Below are 18,752 nucleotides of genomic sequence, written 5' to 3' on the forward strand. Positions count from 1 at the left end.
TTCTAAAATTCTATAATCGGCAAGGTAAAACCTTTGCAACACAGGCGGTATCCGCAATACTCAGATTGGATTAGCACGGCTTTCACAAGTTATAATTATCACCCTGGCGGCTCTTATGAAAAGCAACCCTCTTTACCGCGAACTCGAAGCCGAGCTCACAAAAAAAATGCGCGGAGAAGTCCGGTTCGACACCTTCACGAAAACCCTTTACAGCACCGACGCGAGCAATTACCAGATCGAGCCCGTAGGCGTGGTAATACCCCGAACCGTCGACGACGCTGAGGCTACGGTCGAGACGGCCGTTAGATACGGGGTCCCCATACTGCCCAGAGGGGGAGGAACGAGCCTTGCAGGGCAGGCAGTGGGACACGCGCTCGTAATTGATTTCTCGAAGTACCTGAGCAATATCATCGAGGTGGACAAGGAGCGTAAAACTGTCCGCACGGAACCCGGCATATATCTTGAGCAGCTCAACCGGAAGCTGAGGCCGCACGGTCTCAAGTTCGGACCCGACCCCTCAACCGCACGAATAGCCACCGCAGGAGGCGCGGTGGGCAACAACTCCACAGGGGCGCATTCGATACTCTACGGCATGGCGGGGGATAATGTGGAAGCCGCGACTATTCTTACCGCTGACAACGGTCTTCTTGAATTACACGAGCTGAGCGAAAACGGCCCGGCGGCAAAAGCGCCGGGACAGAACGGAGCGCTCCTCGACAGGCTTTACAAGCTGCGAGAAGAGAATGCCGGGATAATAAAAAGTAAATTCCCCCGCCACTGGCGGAGGGCTTCGGGATACAGCCTGAACTATCTCACTGACAATCCTTTTAATCCCGCGAAGCTCCTGGCCGGCGCGGAAGGGACGCTGGGGCTGGCTACCGAACTGACACTAAGGCTAGTCCCGATTCCCTCTTATACGGGGCTTTCGATACTTCAGTTCGGCGATGTAAGATCCGCTATGGAGGCGGTGCCCCTGATTCTGGAGCAAAACCCGTCTGCAATCGAGCTTATTGATTCGATGCTTATCCGTCTTACAAAAGCCCACGCCGGTTACAGAAAGATGCTTTCGTTCGTGGACGGGGAGCCGGAAGCGCTGCTGGTAGTCGAGTTTTACGGGGAAACAGGATCTGAAATTAGAGGCAAGACCAGAAACCTTGCCGCACTGCTCGGAGAGAAAAAAATAGGCTGTAGCACGACCTGCGCGCTCACACATAAAGAGCAGGAAAATGTATGGGGGGTAAGGAGAGCAGGCCTCGGGCTTTTGATGAGCAAGCGGGACGAGTATAAACCCGTAACCGGCATAGAGGACCTTTCGGTTCCGGTTAATAGACTCCCTGAATTCGTTTCGGATATCTCCGACCTCTTCGGACGCATAGGAACAAGGGCCGCTTTCTACGGGCACGCGAGCGCGGGATGCCTCCATATAAGGCCGCTCGTGAATCTGAAGACGGAACAGGGAAAATCCGTTATGAAGGAGCTTACCGAGGAGTCTCTCAAGCTGGTACTCAAATACGGCGGTGTCCTGAGTGGTGAGCACGGGGACGGCCTTCAGAGAAGCTACCTGAACGAAAAGCTGTTCGGGCCCGAGCTATACGGAGCGATGCGCGGGCTTAAAGCGGCCTTCGACCTTGACGGATTATTTAATCCCGGGAAGGTGGTAGACCCGCTACCCCCGGACGAAAACCTTCGCTACGGAAATGATTCTAAATCGTACGAAGTTGATACTTACCTGGACTGGTCACCTGACGGCGGGTTCTCAGGCGCGGTCGAGATGTGTAACGGTCAGGGCGTGTGCCGTAAGCTCGGCGAGGGAACCATGTGCCCTTCCTACATGGCGACCCGCGACGAGAGGGACACGACCAGGGCGCGCGCAAACGCTTTAAGGGCCGTGCTTTCAGGGAGGCTGGAGAAAGAATCGCTTACTGGCGGGGATATGCACAGTGTATTTGACCTGTGCCTTTCATGCAAGGCCTGCAAGAGCGAGTGCCCGTCGCGTGTGGACGTGGCCAAGATGAAGCTTGAATTCATGGCTCATTACAACGCCGAGAACGGGGTCGGGCTGAGGGACCGTATCTTAGGGAACGTACATAAAATGAGCAGGCTTGCCTCCCGCGCGCCGGGTCTGTCCAATTTTCTACTCTCCAACCCCGTTACGAGAAGGATAATGTCTGGTATCGGCATCCATCCCGCCCGGACGCTTCCGCTTTTAGCGGGGGAGAGCTTCACCGACTGGTTTTACGGAAGACAGCCGTCGGCGAGAGACAGCGGACGTAAAAAAGTCGTCTATTTTCACGATACATGGGCCGCTTTCTACCATCCGGAAACGGGCAGGGCTGCTGTCAGGCTCCTTGAGGAAGCCGGGTTTGAAGTCGTGCTCGCCGAGAAGAGAGCGTGCTGCGGGCGTCCCATGCTGAGCAAGGGGATCATAGAGCCCGCAAGGGAGATGGCCCTCTGTAATACCGTGACCCTGGCCCCGTACGCGCGTGAGGGAATACCGGTGGTGGGAACGGAGCCGAGCTGTATCCTGACCTTCAGGGACGAATACAGGGACCTTCTACCGCACAGCGCGGACGCAAAGCTGCTCGCCGAAAACTCGTATCTTCTGGAGGAATTTTTATATGGACTCTCGGAGGCGGGAACCCTGGATATATCGTGGAAAGAAGACGTGCCTCCGGTGCTGTACCACGGGCACTGCCATCAGAGGGCGCTCTCGGACATGGAAGCGCCGTTAAAACTACTCTCACTCTCAGGCTGCGGCGTGAGAGAAACAGGGGCCGGCTGCTGCGGGATGGCCGGGAGCTTCGGATATGAGAGCGAGCACTACGAGGTCTCCCGCGCCATAGGCGAAGACCGCTTGTTCCCCGCGGTAAACGAAGCGCCGCCTGAAACGGAGATCGCCGTCTCGGGGGTATCGTGCCGACATCAGATCGAGCATTTTACGGGCAGAAAAACTAGACACATAGCTGAAATACTGGCAGAACGCGTCATCGGGAAACGTGCTCTATAAATTCCGTAAGGAATTGAAACAGCCTCGTAAAATTCGAAGGCGTCCTCTCGGGCTGCCTCAAGTCCCGGTTAATTTCGAGCTGGATTGCCGGAATCCCCAGCCCCGTGGCCGCGAATTTTGTTACGGTCATTTGTCTCACGGCGGGGAAGACATCCAGTCCGCCGAGGGAGATATTGTTCAAAGCCGCGGCTTCCTCAAGCTCGGACAGAAAGTGATTGTTACCCAGGAGGAACTCACCGCCCCTTCCGACTCCCGGATAGATTTCACTTTTTCTCTCACTCCCCGTTCCGTGAATATCTATAATTAATCCTATATCGTAATTCGAGGCAATACCGGCGAGCCTTTTCTTAAAGGGGGATTCGTCGTAGTAGTTCGGGTCGACCCCGGATAGACGGTCAGTATACAGGGCGTGACAGCCGGTCACGGAATGGAGCATTACCGAAAGCGCCCCCGTGTAGAATTCCTGCCTCTTCAATTTACCCATTCTCACATGGGCCGTCGCGTGTGGCGACGTGACGAGCACCGGGATATGACCCCTTACGTAGAGGGTTCCGTCCGACTCCGTACCGGCGGCCTGCCTGTAGGTCTTCTTAAGATGATTTTCAAAACCGAGGGCGAAATCAACCGGGTCGGTCAGTGCGAGAGACGAATGATTTCTCCAGACTCCGCGCAAAATCCTGTTTTTATCCGAAACGCATTCTTCGAGCAACCTGCCCGGCTCATAGCTGTAGAATTCAATCCCGCCCTGATTGATTTTTACTCTTTTGAAGAGACCGTCCCCGGTGCCCTCAACTTGGTCAAGCTCTCTCAGTTTCGTAACGGCGTTTTCCATCAAGTAAAGCTCGCCGTACACGGTTTCTTTTAACGCCGCATCGAATACGGCGGCCGGATAGCCTTGCCCTGTATCGAATATCCGGCCCGGGACCTCAAATTCCCCCGAGAGCTCGCAGTCTTGCATGAAACGGCTCCGGGGCTCGCCGCGGAGAAGGGTTCCATATACGAATATCTTTTCAAGAACGTCCGGCATGGCTGATTAATTGAGAACTACATGTAGTCTGAGAATAGAATATTTCCCCGGACCATGAGAAATCTGAGATCTTGGGAAGTCGATGATATTACGGAGAGGTAAGGGTCTTTTGATTTGTTTTTCGGCTTAAGAAAAATCAGATCGGCCTCCTTACCCGCTTCGATACTGCCTGTTTCCTCTTCCATATATAGAGCTCCCGCGCCCCCCAGGGTAGCGCAATGAACCGCCCTGCGAGCCGCCTCCTCCGTAAGAGAGCGGGACATCAGAAGATGAAGAAACCTTATCTCCTCGAAGAAATCGAGGTTATAGTTGCTGGATAGACCGTCCGTGCCGAGTCCTACCCTTTCGAGCCCGGCGTACTGTTTTAGCGGGGGCTCGCCCACCTGAAGGAGGAAGTTGCTCCTCGGGCAGAGAACTATGCCTATATCCCTGTCTCTTAATTCACCGGTCTCTTCTTCGCCGACATGCACCATGTGCACAAGTGTTATCTTTGCGCCGGGCGCGAGACCCGATTTCTTCAGGTATGCGTAAGGGGTCTCGGCAACGGGTCTTTCGAACGGGGTTTTATTTATGAGGGGGAAGACCTTCTTCTCTATTCCGTTCTCCTCACCCCTTACGAACCTGACCTCATCCGTGCTCTCGGCGAGATGAATACCGAGCGGAACACCATTTCTGTCATGGGAGTCGAGAGCCTTCTTTATGAGACGGGGACCGCACGAATAAGGTGCGTGAGGAAAAAGCCTCTCCTGAAATAGTCCGCCGCTCTCAAGCGTATAGAAATCGACTTCATTTTCATTGCTGTCCATGATTTCCCTGTAGAGGACGGTCCTTAGGCCCGAATTCTTCAATATGGGCTTATCGACGCCCCCGTAGGACGATATCTCGCCGACCGTAGTGACCCCTGTTCCGATTAACGCATCGATTCCCTCCCTGACCGATTTCGTCAAGCTGTTTTCAGAGACCCCGTCCCTCTTGGTTTTCACAATCTGCTCGAGCCAGCCCGTAAACCCGTCAAAATTGCCCAGCCTCTCTTTTATCCAGCCCAGCTCCAGATGAGTGTGCGCGTTCACAAAGCCCGGGAGCAGAATCCCTTCCCCAAGGTCCAGTTCTTTCACGCTTTTATTGCGTCTCCTTATGATATCGGTTTTCCCGATTTCGCGAATCTTGCCGCCAGCTACAAGAAGGGAGACATTTTTAAGCGGCTTTGAGGAAACGGGAAGAACCGTCCGGGCCGATAAGATGAGTTTATCCATAACTAGCACCGCTCTTGGGACTAAGATGTAAGTTTAATAGAGGCAACGCGTTTCAGTAAAAATTTGAAATTGCTACACATTAAGCGCTTTTATTCTGTCAAGGATATCATCGCTCAGTGTGCCGTGAGCGACCTCTTCCACGGGGCCCCTCATTTTAATAGACCAGTCGTCCCTTATTTCTATATCAAGCTCCCCTCCCGGCATGGATACGGTCACTTTTTTATCGGTGAAACCGTTTTTGACGCAAGCGGCCGCGGCCGCGCAGGAGCTGCTTCCCGAAGCGAGCGTGTAGCCCGCCCCCCGCTCCCATATAAGAATCTCCACTTTATCCCGGGAAAGCACTCTGGCGAACTGTACGTTTATTCGGTTGGGGAAGAGCTCGTGATTCTCGAGAAGCGGGCCCATTATCCTTAAATAGCCCTCGTCCAGCTCATCGAAGAAAACGACACAGTGAGGATTGCCGACCGAAACGGCGGTGATTTTTAATGGTTCGCCCTCGACCCGCAGCTCTTCATCGATGACTTCCCTCTCCTCGCCTTCCACTGGTACCAGACGGCTGTTAAAAGTCGCCTTACCCATTTCTACAGTCACGAAACGGACTTTATTATCCGTTATCTCAAGCTCAGCGGTTACTATTCCGCCCATCGTGTCGATCTTAAAAATATTTTTATCCGTGTGTCCGTGATCGTATAGGTACTTGGAGAAAATCCTGAGCCCGTTTCCGCTCTTTTCGGCTTCGCTGCCGTCGGGATTCAGTATCCTGAGCCCGAAATCCGCCCTGTCCGAAGGCACGAGAAGGAGAATACCGTCCGAGCCTACGCCGTAGTTCCTGTTGCAGAGAAGCTTCGTCACCCGAGGCGTGAGCTCAAAGGATATCCGGGAGGCGTCCAGCACGAAATAATCGTTTCCGAGCCCGTGAGATTTTACGAAATTGTTCATATGCTTATTCCTCCACGCAGCCTGCCGATTCAGACATATAATGCCCAGGCCAATCAGAATGTTAGCAGCGTGCTATTCTATGAATCCGCTAACCCGCAGCGTCCCTTCAAGCCCGGTTTTCATTATTCGATTATAACCCTCCCCCTGTGCCCGTCCCTTCTGAGGTTCGAGGCGGCTCTTTCGGCGTCGCGCTTATCGGAGTACTGCCCGACCCTGACCCTGTAATAGTTATTACCGCTCACCTCTATGGACTCGACTCTGACGTCATCGTACCTGACATCGAGCTTTCTTTTCAGGTTAACCGCGTTAATCCGGTCGCTGAAGGAGCCCACCTGTACTGTGTAGAGCGCGTTGAAAATTCCACCCTGCCTTGTTGAAGGCGTAGAGACGACTTCAACCTTCACCTTGACCGTGCCTTTCTGAACCATGCCGATAGATTGTGCGGGGGCGTGGGATAGGTCGATGATGCGGCCTCTGACGAAGGGGCCCCGGTCGTTAATCTTGACGAGCACGTCCCTGCCGTTCTCCAGATTGGTGACCCTGACCACGGTTCCCATCGGAAGGCTCTTGTGAGCAGCCGTGTATGCGTGCTTGCTGAAGCGCTCACCGTTTGCGGCGTAACGGTTATGCTCCTCTATCCCGTACCAGGAAGCTATGCCGACTTGCGTGTACCCCTCTTCGACATATCCGCCCGAAGGATAATCAGGCATACGGGTCGATTCAACCCCCTTTTTCGCGCACGAAAACACTACAGGGAGAAGTAACAATAATAGAATTATTCTATTATTCATGCTCTCTTGCGTTCAGATAGGGGATGTAAGCAACGATGAATTCCCGCCTATAGCATGGAGCCGGGGGTCGGGGCCAGGCCATAGGGATACGAGATCACTTCGATACTGACCCTTACAATTCCCCTGTTTACGATTCCTATAGCTTTGGCCGCCGCGCGGGAAAGGTCGATAACGCGGCTTCTTACAAACGGTCCCCTATCGTTAACTTCCACTATTACCTCTTTACCGTTTCTTAAATTCCTGACCTTTACCTTTGTTCCGAACGGGAGGTTTCTGTGAGCCCCGGTAAACTCGTTCATATCGTAATATTTACCGCTTGCCGTTTTCTTGCCGTGAAAAGCCTTCCCGTACCAGGAAGCGTTTCCGTACTGCATCGGCTGTTCGGAAGACACAGAGGGCAGGACAAAGAAAAGAAGCAACAGAACTGAAAATAAGCCTAGTTTGATCTTCATAGCGTCTAAACTCTGTAATTTATCTATTTTCCCTTAATTTTCTTGAGATTGTCAAGGATTCGAATAAAATTAACTCAAAACAGGAAAGGACCCAGCATGCAATACTCACCCGAAGAGTTCTCACTCATAAGAAGGCTGCCGCCCTATGTATTCAGTATAGTGAACGAGCTTAAGCACAGAGCACGGGCACGGGGAGAAGACATAATCGACCTGGGAATGGGCAACCCCGACCAGGCCACGCCCGAGCACATCGTCAATAAACTGATAGAGACATCGAAAGACCCGAGGGCTCACAGGTACTCGTCTTCGGCGGGTATCCAGAAGCTGAGGATCGCCATAGCGGACTGGTATAAGAGGAATTACGACGTGGACGTTGACCCGGATTCGGAAGTGGTGGTTACAATAGGCTCAAAAGAGGGGATATCCCACCTCATGCTTTCGATCCTTTCTCCGGGGGATACGGTCATTGTTCCGAACCCCTCCTATCCGATTCATATATACTCCGTTATCATCGCGCGGGGGGACGTGCACAGCATACCTTACACGAGAGACTCCAACCTACTTGAAGGAATCGAGAAAGCCGTCAGGGAAACCTGGCCGAAACCCAAGGTGCTCATGATTTCCTTTCCGAATAATCCTACTACGAAAGTTGTCGATCAGGATTTTTTCAAGGACGTCTATGAGCTCGCAAGGGAGGCCGGATTAATAGTCGTTCATGATTTCGCCTACGCGGAGCTTTGCTTCGACGGCTACCAGGCACCCAGCTTCCTGCAGGTGCCCGGCGCCAAGGAATTAGGGGTGGAGTTCTACTCGCTTTCCAAAAGCTACAGCATGCCGGGATGGCGCGTGGGATTTATGGTCGGAAACGCAAGAATAGTATCCGCGCTGACGCGGATTAAAAGCTATCTGGACTACGGAATCTTTACCCCCATACAGGTCGCGTCCATAACGGCGCTCAACGGCCCGCAGGACTGCGTGGAGGAAATCAGACAGTCCTATAAACTCAGAAGGGACAGGCTGGTAGAGGGACTATCAAGAGCGGGCTGGGAGATACCCAAGCCGAAAGGGACGATGTTCGTCTGGGGGGAAATGCCGGAAGAATACAAGGAAATGGGATCGCTCGAGTTTTCCAAGCTTCTGATCAATGAAGCCAAGGTCGCCGTTTCCCCCGGCATAGGCTTCGGGAATTACGGGGAGGGCTTTGTCAGGTTCGCGCTTGTAGAGAATGAAAAAAGAATAATGCAGGCCGTAAGGGGTATCAGGAGATTTTTGAAGAGTTAATTATAAATTCCTAAATTTTCAGAAAGCACCACAATAAAAGCTGACGTATGAATATCAATAGTCGAAGTTAAAAAACAAGTCCGCGCCCGACTCCTCCCCTATTTCACTCTCAACTGTCATGAAATCGGTAACCCTGTATTCGATAACAGCCCTGTTGGCTGTAACGGTCGAGGAAGGAAGTCCCGGACTGAAAAAATACCTTTCGTAAAAAAAGCGCTCGTAGGACATGCGCTCGTAACCCACATAGAGGTCTTCCGTGAGATATTTACCTATCTCGAGGTGAGTGTCCCTGAAACCGGTTTGCCCTCCCTTGATGGTCATGACGTCGATCGCGAAGTCGTCTCCGAACATCTGCCTGAGCTCGCCCACAGCCATAGCTCCGAGAACCTCACCGGCCTTTTCCTGAAACTCTATCCTTTCATCCGTGCCGAGCTTGTCGGAAGAGGTGCCGAAAACCAGATAGGAGACTATTTCATTCTCGTCAAGGGGAGGATCGCTTAAGAGGTGTATCCTGGGCTTCTCGGCCGTCCCGGTTATGTTGATGTAAACCTGCACACTCGAGACCTCGTAGAGAGCACGGAGGTCCAGGAAAGGGTTGATTATCTTCTTACCCCTGAAACTCACCGTGCCGCTTTCGATATTGAAAATCCTGCCCATGAACTGATAATCGCCCCTGATGACATCTATATTTCCCGAGACGAGGTAGGGATCCCCGTATCTCTTGTCAATACCGAGTTTCCCCTCTACCTCAATATTTGCTCCGCTTCCCTTGACCCAGGAGTTTTTGGGAATATCCACATTCAGATCAAGAGCGATAAACTCCTCGACGTAATCGTCCTTCTTTTCACCCCTGAAAATGAATTCCTCCCGCTCGTCATCGTTTTCATCGACGAACTTGATATTTTCAATTTCCTTCAAGGGTTTTTGAGGCACCACGGCTTTTAGATTTTTGACATCAATATCACCCTTTATGAAAGCGTTCAGAAACTTTCCCTCGACCTCCAGATTTCCGTCAAGGTTGGCTGTGACATCGGCGAGAGACGTTTTCATAAGCATACCGGACATTTTGCCCTTTCCTGTGTAGGAAAGATCCCGGAAATCCAGAGTGCCTTCAAAAACCCCCTCCCCCTCCCCTGTTCTGATAGTCACGGGACGGAGGTAACCCGACTTGCCGCGCATATCCATTACGGCGCTGTCTATCGTTATCTTGTTTCTCATTGCCAAGATTTTTAACGAGATGTCCTTAAGCTCGAGGCTTCCCGATACGTTCGGATTTCCCCCGGACCCCTCTGCGACCACATCAACCAGTAATTTCCCGTCCAGCTCCTGAATCTCTTCGTTTAAAGCGGTAATAGGACTTACATCGACACCATTTGACTTTATCACGGCCCTGTAGGACGCCTGCCTCAGGCTCCTTTCCATGTCCTCCATATTCAGATTAAATCTCGCTTCAACTACAGCTGACAGAATTTCTTCAGAGTTATCGGTAATTCCGAGATTTAATTGGAGTGCGCTTGCTGAAAAAAGAAGCGACATCTGAAGCTCATCGCTCTTAAAATTCATATATTCCAGTTTTTTTGCCGTGATATTGGCCTTGATATCGGGATTCTTCAATGATGTTCCCAGGCTTATCTCCCCCGAGACCTCTCCTTTAACGGGAATCTCGACGTCCAGCAGCTGCGAGAGATCAAGCAGGCTTAACCGCTCAAGCTTTATTGTTCCTTCCATGCTTTGATCCAGACCCAGACTGACGTCTCCGATCACGAAATTGTCCTTGTGATAGAGGTTAAAGGAATTGAAATTTATCTTATCGCCGAGAAGGGTTATATAAATAGGCCTGCGGTTCTCCAGAACGGCGTCCTTGAAATTAATAAGAACCTTGCTCACCTCGAGCTTCGTTTTATCCTGGCCGAATTCCATAAGCTTAAAATTCATTGAATAATTTCTTTTCGGAGTTTCCCGGATACCGAGCTCCCCGTGTATTTCTTTGCCCAGGCTGCGGGCTTTGAAATCAATAAGCTGAATCTCCCGCTCCTGAATCTCAACACCCTTGAGCTCTCCACCGGCGTTTAACCCGAGGTCATTCAGATTAAAGTAGCTTTCTCCCTCGAGTTGAATCTTTTTTATCTTGATTCCCTGTTTTTCATGCACAAAATCGGACCCGGCGGCGGAGACGAAAAGCCTGGGATTCTTGATACTTCCCCTTATATCGCCTTTGAGATCAAGGGAGCCGGACAGGTCGATTCCGTCCGAAAACCGCGAAAGAACGCCAAGATCGCTGAAACTAATATCGTATTTAATCCCCCCGCCCCCTGAATCGGCAATATCCCCGGAAGCCACGATCTTTAGAGGTTCCGTATCGATTGAAAGAGATTTTATCCCCAAGCTCGTCTTATCATAATAGGCGTCGATGACGGCCCGGTTCAGATTGATGCCCATGATTTGAGAAGGCCTTACCTGACCCTCGACAGAAACCCGGAGGACATCGGGAGTTTCACCGCTGGTGTCCAGAGAGCCTTTCAGGCGAAGATCCGAATTAAAATCGCTCGCGTATCTTTCATCATTCAGAATCTTCCCGAAATTAGTATTCGCAAATGAAGCGGCAATTTCATATTCCACTCCGGAATCCGTAATATGGAGAGGGCCCGTTAAATTGATCCTGCCTATATCGCTTTCATCTATAATCATCTCCTTTATGTCGATATCGGCATTTACAAGAGAGGATTTCCTCCATTTGCCTTTAATATTTAATTCGGACTTAATAAGGGCGGCTATATTATTATTGATCCCGTTTTCCTTAATCTCGCTTTTTTCTTCCAGCATCTCTAGGGTATCGGACAACCTGAGAGACTTAACCAGCACCTGAAGATCGAATTCATTATCGCTGCGCGGTCTGGCCATCTCTCTGAGAGAAAGGGCGCCTTCAAACCCGGCGCTGCCGAAATCGGCTGTGAGCGTGCCCTTTTTGAGCTCAACATCGGTATTTGTAACTATTACGGTCTCTACCCCGCCGTTTATCTCCCTGTCAAGAAACACGGAATCTACGAAAACCAAGCTGCCTCTGGCATGCAGGTCCTTCCATAGATTTGAATTGCCTTCCGCCTCGATTTTTACATTGAGACTTCCCATTTCAGGGATATCTATCCCCCTTATTACTCCCTCGAGTTCAAAACTGGGATTCATAAAATTTCTGATGATCCCCTTTGCCGAGTAGTCCGCTTCATTAAATTTAAAAACCACTTTCTCTACGTCGAGTTTATCAATTATCTCCTTGTTCGAATATACGGCTCTCCCGGATATATCGTTGAAGTGCATCTTTTCGTAATCGCTGCTCTCGAAAGCGGCGGTAAGGTCGGCGTGGTTCAGCTCCAGCACCGCCCTGTCAGTCATTTTAAACATGCTGAGAGATAAATCGGCATCCCTTAACACGAATTCGGACTTTTCCCCGTTCATCCGGTCATCTATCCACATTTTCGCGTTCCGGATATCGCCTTTCTGCATAAGCACATTCCAGTCGGGATTCTCCCTCCTTTCCCCCTGAACAATCAACTCATTGAGTTTTTCAAAATTCCAGGAATCATCCGGGTAGTGCACAAGATAAATCTTGAGGCCTTTAACGGATACCCTGCCGAGCGGCACCACCTTGCTGAAAAGCATCGAGCCGTCGAGTATGAGCGGAAGCGAGTAATCGATGTAAATCTCCTCAAAATCGAGAAACCGCTCGTTCTCAATATCAAATCTAACGTTTTTGAGTGTAATTCCCTTCAGGAAGTTGCCCTCGATGCTTCCTATACTGAAATTCTGGTTGGTAAGCGCGGTTACTATAGAATTCGTTGTAATTTTAACGAAATTTCTGAAATAACGGGTCTGTACAACGACCACTAGAACCGCTGCGAGCAAAGCCAGAATGAAAAGGAATATAGCTATCGGTTTGAGGACTTTGGAGCGCATAACCTGTATTTTGAATTATAACATAAGCCGCAGCCGGAGATACGGGGAAAAACGCATATTTAAGCAGACGCGAACTGAAAGCTAAAAACACTGAAAGATAAAAAGCTCCGGCTTCACCGGCGAATCCGTATTTTTAACCGTATAGATATTATAACCTTTTCCGATCACTTCATATTTTCCACGCGGCTTGCTAATGTAAAATTGCTCAGATAATCTTTTCCGAATACTCGCTACATTGATTTTTCTATGCCTAAACTCACAATAGACGGAATAGAGATTGAAGTAGAAAACGGTCTTAACCTTATCGAGGCCGCTTCCCGTGCGGGAATAGACGTCCCTCATTTCTGCTACCATCCGGCCCTGAGCGTCGTAGCGCAGTGCAGACAGTGCCTGGTGGAGGTAGAGGGCGTGCCAAAGGTAATGCCCGCCTGTAATACCTACGTCAGGGACGGCCTGATAGTCAAAACGAATTCGGAAAGGGCGATAAAGGCAAGAAAAGCGACTGTCGAGTTCACCCTGATTAATCACCCGCTGGACTGCCCGATATGCGACAAGGGAGGGGAGTGTCCTCTTCAGCTTACGACTGTAAAGCACGGCCCGGGATACAGCAGGTTCGAAGGGCCCGAGGAAAAGAAGGTGAGAAGAAAGTATTACCTGAGCGACAGGATATTGTACGACCCCAACCGCTGTATCATGTGCACGAGATGCGTCAGATTTACGGATGAAGTCACAAAAACACATGAGCTCGGATACGAGGGAAGAGGGTTCAGGAAAAAGATAGTTGTGTTTCCGGAGAAAGACCTCGATAACGAGCTTGCCGGAAATGTTACGGACCTCTGCCCTGTGGGGGCGCTTCTAAATAAGGAAAATCTCCACGAGGAGCGCGTATGGTACTGGAAATTTACGGACAGCGTGTGCTCTCTATGCAGCAACGGCTGCAACATAACGGTGGGCGTGGACCCGAGAAAAGGCAGGGTCGCGCGCGTTAGGCCGAGAATCAACATGGATGTAAACGAGTACTGGATCTGCGACAGGGGAAGATACGACTTCAAGGAAGTACAGGAGGGGAAGACGCGCCTCAAGGACCCGATAGTGAGAAAGGGGGAGGGGTTTGAGATCTCAGGCTGGGTTGAAGCCATTGAGCTCGCATCGAACCAGTTAAAAAAAATCAGCCGTACAGACCCTGAATCGATAGCAGTCATCGGGTCGCCGACTCTGACAAATGAGGAGCTGTATCTGCTTAAAAAACTGTCCGGGACTCTTAAAACGGGCAGAATCGCTTCAAATATCGGGACCGTGAATCAGGAAAAACGGTACGGCCTTATCAGCTCCGACCCCTATCCGAACAGCAGGGGGGTCAAGGACATGGGGTACCCTTCCGGCGCGGAGAAGATTCACGAGCTGATCGAGCAGATACTGGGAGGGCGTATAAAAGCCCTCTATGCCGCGGGAGAGGATTTATTTAATTTCGTCTCGGTGGAGGAGCGACCGAAACTGATAGAGGCCCTTACGGGGCTTACGCTCCTGGCGGTTCAGGATTACAGGATTACGGAAACCGCAAAACTGGCCCACGTCATCCTTCCGGGCGCAAGCCCTTACGAAAAGGAAGGCACATTTACGAACGACAGGGGGAGGGTTCAGAGAGTAAGACAGGCGATAGCCCCTCCGGGCACGGCAAAACCCGACTGGGAAATACTGGCGCTTCTCGGAACTACATTTGAGGCGGAGACGTTCAGCTATGAGAATCCTTCTGAAATAATGGCGGAGATCGCGGGCGCATTCCCGGCCTACAGGGGAATGAACTACAGCAACATCGGCATGCTCGGAGCAGACACGGCTGACTGATTTCTCATAACAGGTCAAAATTATGATTTGGGTCGAACTAGGAATCTCACTCGTAAAAATAGCGCTTCTGTTCTTTGTCGTGCTTACGCTCGTGGCCTACCTCACGCTGGCCGAGCGCAGGGTGAGCGCTTTCATACAGGACAGACTGGGACCCAATAGGGTCGGCCCCTTCGGATTTCTCCAGCCCCTGGCCGACGGCGTAAAATTCATATTCAAAGAAGATATAATCCCAACAAAGGCCGACAGGACTTTCTTCGTCGTCGCCCCCGCATTCGCGCTCATCACAGCTTTAATCGCTCTTGCCGTGATCCCGATAGGCAAGGGGTTCTACACGACCATTTTCGGGCTTCTGCAGGACCCGGTATATGTAAAGCTGCAGATAGCCGACCTGAACGTGGGCGTGCTCTACGTGCTCGCCATAGGCTCGCTCAGCGTTTACGGCGTGGTGCTGGGCGGCTGGGCCTCAAACAGCAAATATTCTTTTCTGGGGGGACTCAGGGGCGCCGCGCAGATGATAAGCTACGAGCTTGCCATGGGAATATCCATCCTCGGCGTTGTCGCGTGGACGGGCTCTCTCAGGCTCGATGATATCATCGAAGCGCAGTCTCAATACTGGTTCGCCTTTCCCCAGATACTGGGCTGTCTGGTGTTTATCATAGCTGCGTTTGCGGAAACCAACAGGCTCCCCTTCGACATGCCGGAGGCCGAAACCGAGATAGTCGCGGGGTACCACACGGAGTACAGCAGCATGAAATTCGCGATGTTTTTCATGGCGGAATACACGCACATGATCGTGGTATCATGCCTTGTTGTGGCGCTCTTTTTCGGAGGCTGGTATCCGCTGCCCTTCGGAGGCTGGTTCGGAATAGATATAGATACATACTGGTACCTGCCGCCTCTCGTATTTATTGGAAAGGTGCTCGCGTTTCTGTTCTTCTTCATCTGGGTGAGGTTTACGCTGCCGAGGTTCAGGTACGACCAGGTTATGAACCTGGGATGGAAGGTGCTCCTTCCGGTAGCCATAGCGAATATAATCATCATCAGCATCGCCATACTGGTGCTTCAGAATTACGGATATCTGCAAGCCTGATTACTAATTCAAAGATTTAGGCAAGCTGCCGGAATCTATAAACGCCGTATAGTAGAATATTAAAGCCGCAGAGCCGACCGGGAAAGGCCCTCATTTCTTTTTTTCTATGAGCGATATTTTATCGTCCTGATTGGGCACCATGCAGAGGAACTCGAAGTTTTCATCCCCCAGCACCTCGTACCAGTGGGGAACGCCCGCCGGAATGAATAGCACGTCGTCGGGCTTAACCTCGTAAACGGCGTCGCCTATGCCTATCCTCGCCCTGCCGCGGAGCACAAACTGCTCGTGCTCGACCGTGTTGGTGTGAGAGGGAATACCTCCTCCGGGCTCCATGATGAACCGCCTCATCGCGAAGTTGGGACCCTCTGCGGGGCCTATCAGAACCTGTCTGTAGGTGGATTTACCGGCTCCGAGCTTTTCAACGGGGATTTCACTTAAATTTTTTACGGACGCGGACATGGCTTCCTAATATTAAAGAATTTCATACTCCCGGACTATACGTCGAGGTTGCTTACGTTAAGGGCGTTGGTTTCGATGAATTCCTTTCTGGGCTCGACCTGATCGCCCATGAGGATCGTGAAAATCTCGTCCGACTCAAAAGCGTCCTCTATCACGACCTTTTTGAGGACCCGGGTCTCCGGGTTCATCGTAGTCTCCCAGAGCTGCTCCGGGTTCATCTCGCCAAGCCCCTTGTACCTCTGAATCGACATACCTTTTTTACCGCGAGAGAGTATGTGCTCGGCAACCTCGGCAAGCGTCTGAAGCTCAACGGTAGTCTCTTCATCAACTACCCCGTAGGGAGGGTCTCCAACGACTTTTATCGAGTCCCTGAGATTCTTCAGGTCCGCGAATTCGGGAGAATTCAGGAAATCAAAGTCTATTAACGTCGTCCTGTTCCTTCCGCTTTCCTTAAAGGTGTAAAATATTTTCGATGACCCGTGCTCAGGGTCATCCTGAAGCTCCCAGTCAAGACCCGTGACTTCGGGATGTCTGCTCTCGATTCTTTCCTTGATAGCCTGAAGGTGCGTATCGAGCTCGGCCTCATTTCCGATTTGCAGATTGCTTTTTCTAAAGCCCTCCCGGCTCGCGAACGCATCCACGATTCTTCTGTCCCTCCCCCACCTGGCTATTCTGTCAAGCGCCTTGCCGTAGGAAATGGACTTTTTAATTACATCCAACAGCCTCGTCCCTTTAATTTCCCTGGAACCGTTTCCGTTCTCGGATACGCTCATGGTAACGCCGTCCGTGCCCCGTTCGAGAAAATAGTCCTCATACATGAGGTCGTCTTTGAGATAACGCTCTTCCTTGCCGCGTTTTACCCTGTAGAGCGGGGGCTGGGCAACGTAAAGATGTCCTCTATCGAGTATTTCAGGGAACTGCCTGTAGAAGAACGTCAGGAGAAGGGTTCTTATGTGCGAGCCGTCGACGTCCGCGTCCGTCATCAGTATTATTTTGTGATAACGAAGCTTGGATATATCGAAGTCATCGCTGCCGATACCGGTGCCCAGGACCGTAATCAGCGTTCTTATTTCCTCGTTGCTGAGCATCTTGTCGAATCTGGCTTTCTCGACGTTCAATATCTTACCGCGCAACGGCAGAACCGCCTGATTGTACCTAGCTCTCGCCTGTTTAGCCGAGCCTCCCGCCGACTCACCCTCTACTATGAAAAGCTCGCACAGCTCGGGGTCGCGCTCCTGGCAGTCGGCGAGCTTCCCGGGGAGGGAGCCCGACTCAAGGGCGCTTTTTCTCCTGGTCAGCTCACGGGCCTTCCTGGCCGCTTCCCTCGCTCTCGCCGCGTCAACGGCCTTCTCGATGATTTTTTTGGAAACCGAGGGGTTCTCCTCGAAAAAGGCCCCCAGTTTCTCGTTCAAAAGCACTTCCACTATTCCCTTCACGTCCGTATTGCCCAGTTTGGTCTTGGTCTGACCCTCGAACTTCGGATCGGGGAGCTTAACGCTTATTATGGCTGTAAGGCCTTCCCTGGCGTCATCGCCGCTCAGGGATACCTTGGCGTTTTTCAGCAGACCCTTGTCTTCGGCGTACTTGTTTACTGTTCTGGTGAGGGCTCCCCTGAATCCGGTGAGGTGTGTGCCGCCCTCGATATTGTTAATATTATTGGCGTAAGCGAATATGGTCTCCGTGTAGCTGTCGTTATACTGGAGAGCCACCTCGACGATAATGTCGTCTTTCTCCCCGGTCACGTATATCGGGCTCGGGTGAAGCGCCTTTTTGTTCCTGTTGAGCTCCTCGACAAAAGCCACAATTCCTCCCTTGTAGTAAAACTCCTGACTCTTCCCGCTCCGCTCGTCGGTGAGGCTTATAACGAGGCCTTTGTTGAGAAACGCAAGCTCCCTTATTCTATGTGCCAGCGTATCGTAGCTGAATTCGCCGACCTCGAAAATAGTGGAGTCGGGTTTAAAGCTTATCTTGGTCCCGGAGCGCTCCGTTTTTCCCGTTTCCTTAAGCTCGGTAACCGCCTGGCCGCGCTCGTATTTCTGATACCATACCTTGCCGTCCCTCCTTATCTCCAGAATCAGGTATTCGGAAAGAGCATTGACAACGGTGACACCGACCCCGTGCAGCCCGCCCGAGACCTGGTAGACCTTGCCTTCGAACTTTCCGCCCGCATGCAGCATTGTCATAACGACTTCGGCGGCTGATTTGCCGGTCTCTTTATGTTTATCGACCGGAATACCGCGGCCGTTGTCCTCAATCGTAACGCTTTCATCGACGTGTATGGTTACATTTATCCTGTCACAGTATCCCGCGAGCGCCTCGTCGACGCTGTTATCAAGAACCTCGAAAACAAGGTGGTGAAATCCCCTCGTGCTCGTGTCGCCGATGTACATATCGGGACGCTTTCTTACGGCTTCGAGCCCGGGAAGAACCTTGATTTTTTCCGCCGTATAAGAACTATCTTCCTTTAGCATAGACTTCTTTTCCAGGTCTGTTTTTACTTCCAATATACACTACCTCCGCATACGCATATAGGGGGGAATAATTAGACAATAATTATACCATGACAGGGGAAAAAGGGAAATAAAATCAGGGGGTTTAATCGCATGAACGCGCGGGGACCACGAGGGCATGAAAAGCCCGGAGCATAGCGGTCTCGG

12 protein-coding genes are annotated in these 18,752 nt (G+C 51.4%); 4 read left to right on the forward strand and 8 right to left on the reverse strand.

From position 1 onward, the window contains the following. Positions 1-115 precede the first annotated feature (115 nt). Complete coding sequence (locus tag RIG61_00395) at positions 116-3,007, forward strand: FAD-linked oxidase C-terminal domain-containing protein (GenBank protein MEQ9617615.1); 2,892 nt, start codon at positions 116-118, stop codon at positions 3,005-3,007. Here the strand turns inward: RIG61_00395 and RIG61_00400 are convergent. The 5 genes from RIG61_00400 to RIG61_00420 all read right to left on the reverse strand — a co-directional run bounded on the left by RIG61_00400 (position 2,985) and on the right by RIG61_00420 (position 7,469). Beyond that, positions 2,985-4,034 carry a gamma-glutamylcyclotransferase gene (locus tag RIG61_00400; protein ID MEQ9617616.1) on the reverse strand — a complete coding sequence of 350 codons (1,050 nt, stop codon included), beginning with the start codon at positions 4,032-4,034 and terminating at the stop codon, positions 2,985-2,987. The genes RIG61_00395 and RIG61_00400 overlap by 23 nt on opposite strands. A gap of 17 nt (positions 4,035-4,051) precedes the next feature. Next, positions 4,052-5,287, reverse strand: coding sequence for an amidohydrolase family protein (locus tag RIG61_00405; protein MEQ9617617.1), 1,236 nt, complete (start codon positions 5,285-5,287; stop codon positions 4,052-4,054). Between the two features lie 72 nt (positions 5,288-5,359). Continuing rightward, positions 5,360-6,226: a diaminopimelate epimerase gene (dapF, locus tag RIG61_00410; protein ID MEQ9617618.1), complete on the reverse strand. Its 867-nt coding sequence runs from the start codon at positions 6,224-6,226 to the stop codon at positions 5,360-5,362. A gap of 122 nt (positions 6,227-6,348) precedes the next feature. Continuing rightward, positions 6,349-7,017, reverse strand: a complete 669-nt coding sequence (locus RIG61_00415; GenBank protein MEQ9617619.1) for a septal ring lytic transglycosylase RlpA family protein — start codon at positions 7,015-7,017, stop codon at positions 6,349-6,351. A 47-nt stretch (positions 7,018-7,064) separates the two neighbouring features. Then, the gene (locus RIG61_00420; GenBank protein ID MEQ9617620.1) at positions 7,065-7,469 is read right to left on the reverse strand and encodes a septal ring lytic transglycosylase RlpA family protein; all 405 of its coding nucleotides are present in this window, start codon (positions 7,467-7,469) and stop codon (positions 7,065-7,067) included. Positions 7,470-7,565: 96 nt separating this feature from the next. Here RIG61_00420 and RIG61_00425 point away from each other — a divergent pair, with 96 nt between their 5' ends. After that, complete coding sequence (locus RIG61_00425) at positions 7,566-8,750, forward strand: aminotransferase class I/II-fold pyridoxal phosphate-dependent enzyme (protein ID MEQ9617621.1); 1,185 nt, start codon at positions 7,566-7,568, stop codon at positions 8,748-8,750. Between the two features lie 54 nt (positions 8,751-8,804). On the opposite strand, the gene RIG61_00430 is transcribed toward RIG61_00425, so the two are convergent. After that, the gene (locus tag RIG61_00430; GenBank protein MEQ9617622.1) at positions 8,805-12,701 is read right to left on the reverse strand and encodes a translocation/assembly module TamB domain-containing protein; all 3,897 of its coding nucleotides are present in this window, start codon (positions 12,699-12,701) and stop codon (positions 8,805-8,807) included. Between the two features lie 246 nt (positions 12,702-12,947). On the opposite strand from RIG61_00430, the gene RIG61_00435 reads away from it, so the two are divergent. Further along, positions 12,948-14,546, forward strand: a complete 1,599-nt coding sequence (locus RIG61_00435; GenBank protein MEQ9617623.1) for a molybdopterin-dependent oxidoreductase — start codon at positions 12,948-12,950, stop codon at positions 14,544-14,546. A gap of 22 nt (positions 14,547-14,568) precedes the next feature. Further along, the gene (nuoH, locus tag RIG61_00440) at positions 14,569-15,636 is read left to right on the forward strand and encodes an NADH-quinone oxidoreductase subunit NuoH (GenBank protein MEQ9617624.1); all 1,068 of its coding nucleotides are present in this window, start codon (positions 14,569-14,571) and stop codon (positions 15,634-15,636) included. Between the two features lie 90 nt (positions 15,637-15,726). Here the strand turns inward: nuoH and RIG61_00445 are convergent, their stop codons facing one another. Together RIG61_00445 and gyrB are read right to left on the reverse strand one after the other, a co-directional pair. Next, a complete protein-coding gene (locus RIG61_00445; GenBank protein ID MEQ9617625.1) occupies positions 15,727-16,095 on the reverse strand; it encodes a cupin domain-containing protein in 369 nt (122 codons plus the stop codon). A gap of 35 nt (positions 16,096-16,130) precedes the next feature. Beyond that, entirely contained in the window at positions 16,131-18,566 is a 2,436-nt protein-coding gene (gyrB, locus tag RIG61_00450; protein MEQ9617626.1) for a DNA topoisomerase (ATP-hydrolyzing) subunit B, read from the reverse strand. Positions 18,567-18,752: the final 186 nt, after the last annotated feature.

This window comes from Deltaproteobacteria bacterium, assembly GCA_040223695.1.
In the GTDB taxonomy this organism is placed as follows: domain Bacteria; phylum Desulfobacterota_D; class UBA1144; order Nemesobacterales; family UBA2774; genus JAVKFU01.

Bases quoted from the DNA above. Each gene is read 5' to 3' on its own strand.
- RIG61_00395 (MEQ9617615.1), top strand. From the start codon at position 116: ATGAAAAGCAACCCTCTTTACCGCGAACTCGAAGCCGAGCTCACAAAA.
- RIG61_00400 (MEQ9617616.1), bottom strand. From the start codon at position 4,034: ATGCCGGACGTTCTTGAAAAGATATTCGTATATGGAACCCTTCTCCGC.
- RIG61_00405 (MEQ9617617.1), bottom strand. From the start codon at position 5,287: ATGGATAAACTCATCTTATCGGCCCGGACGGTTCTTCCCGTTTCCTCA.
- dapF (MEQ9617618.1), bottom strand. From the start codon at position 6,226: ATGAACAATTTCGTAAAATCTCACGGGCTCGGAAACGATTATTTCGTG.
- RIG61_00415 (MEQ9617619.1), bottom strand. From the start codon at position 7,017: ATGAATAATAGAATAATTCTATTATTGTTACTTCTCCCTGTAGTGTTT.
- RIG61_00420 (MEQ9617620.1), bottom strand. From the start codon at position 7,469: ATGAAGATCAAACTAGGCTTATTTTCAGTTCTGTTGCTTCTTTTCTTT.
- RIG61_00425 (MEQ9617621.1), top strand. From the start codon at position 7,566: ATGCAATACTCACCCGAAGAGTTCTCACTCATAAGAAGGCTGCCGCCC.
- RIG61_00430 (MEQ9617622.1), bottom strand. From the start codon at position 12,701: ATGCGCTCCAAAGTCCTCAAACCGATAGCTATATTCCTTTTCATTCTG.
- RIG61_00435 (MEQ9617623.1), top strand. From the start codon at position 12,948: ATGCCTAAACTCACAATAGACGGAATAGAGATTGAAGTAGAAAACGGT.
- nuoH (MEQ9617624.1), top strand. From the start codon at position 14,569: ATGATTTGGGTCGAACTAGGAATCTCACTCGTAAAAATAGCGCTTCTG.
- RIG61_00445 (MEQ9617625.1), bottom strand. From the start codon at position 16,095: ATGTCCGCGTCCGTAAAAAATTTAAGTGAAATCCCCGTTGAAAAGCTC.
- gyrB (MEQ9617626.1), bottom strand. From the start codon at position 18,566: ATGCTAAAGGAAGATAGTTCTTATACGGCGGAAAAAATCAAGGTTCTT.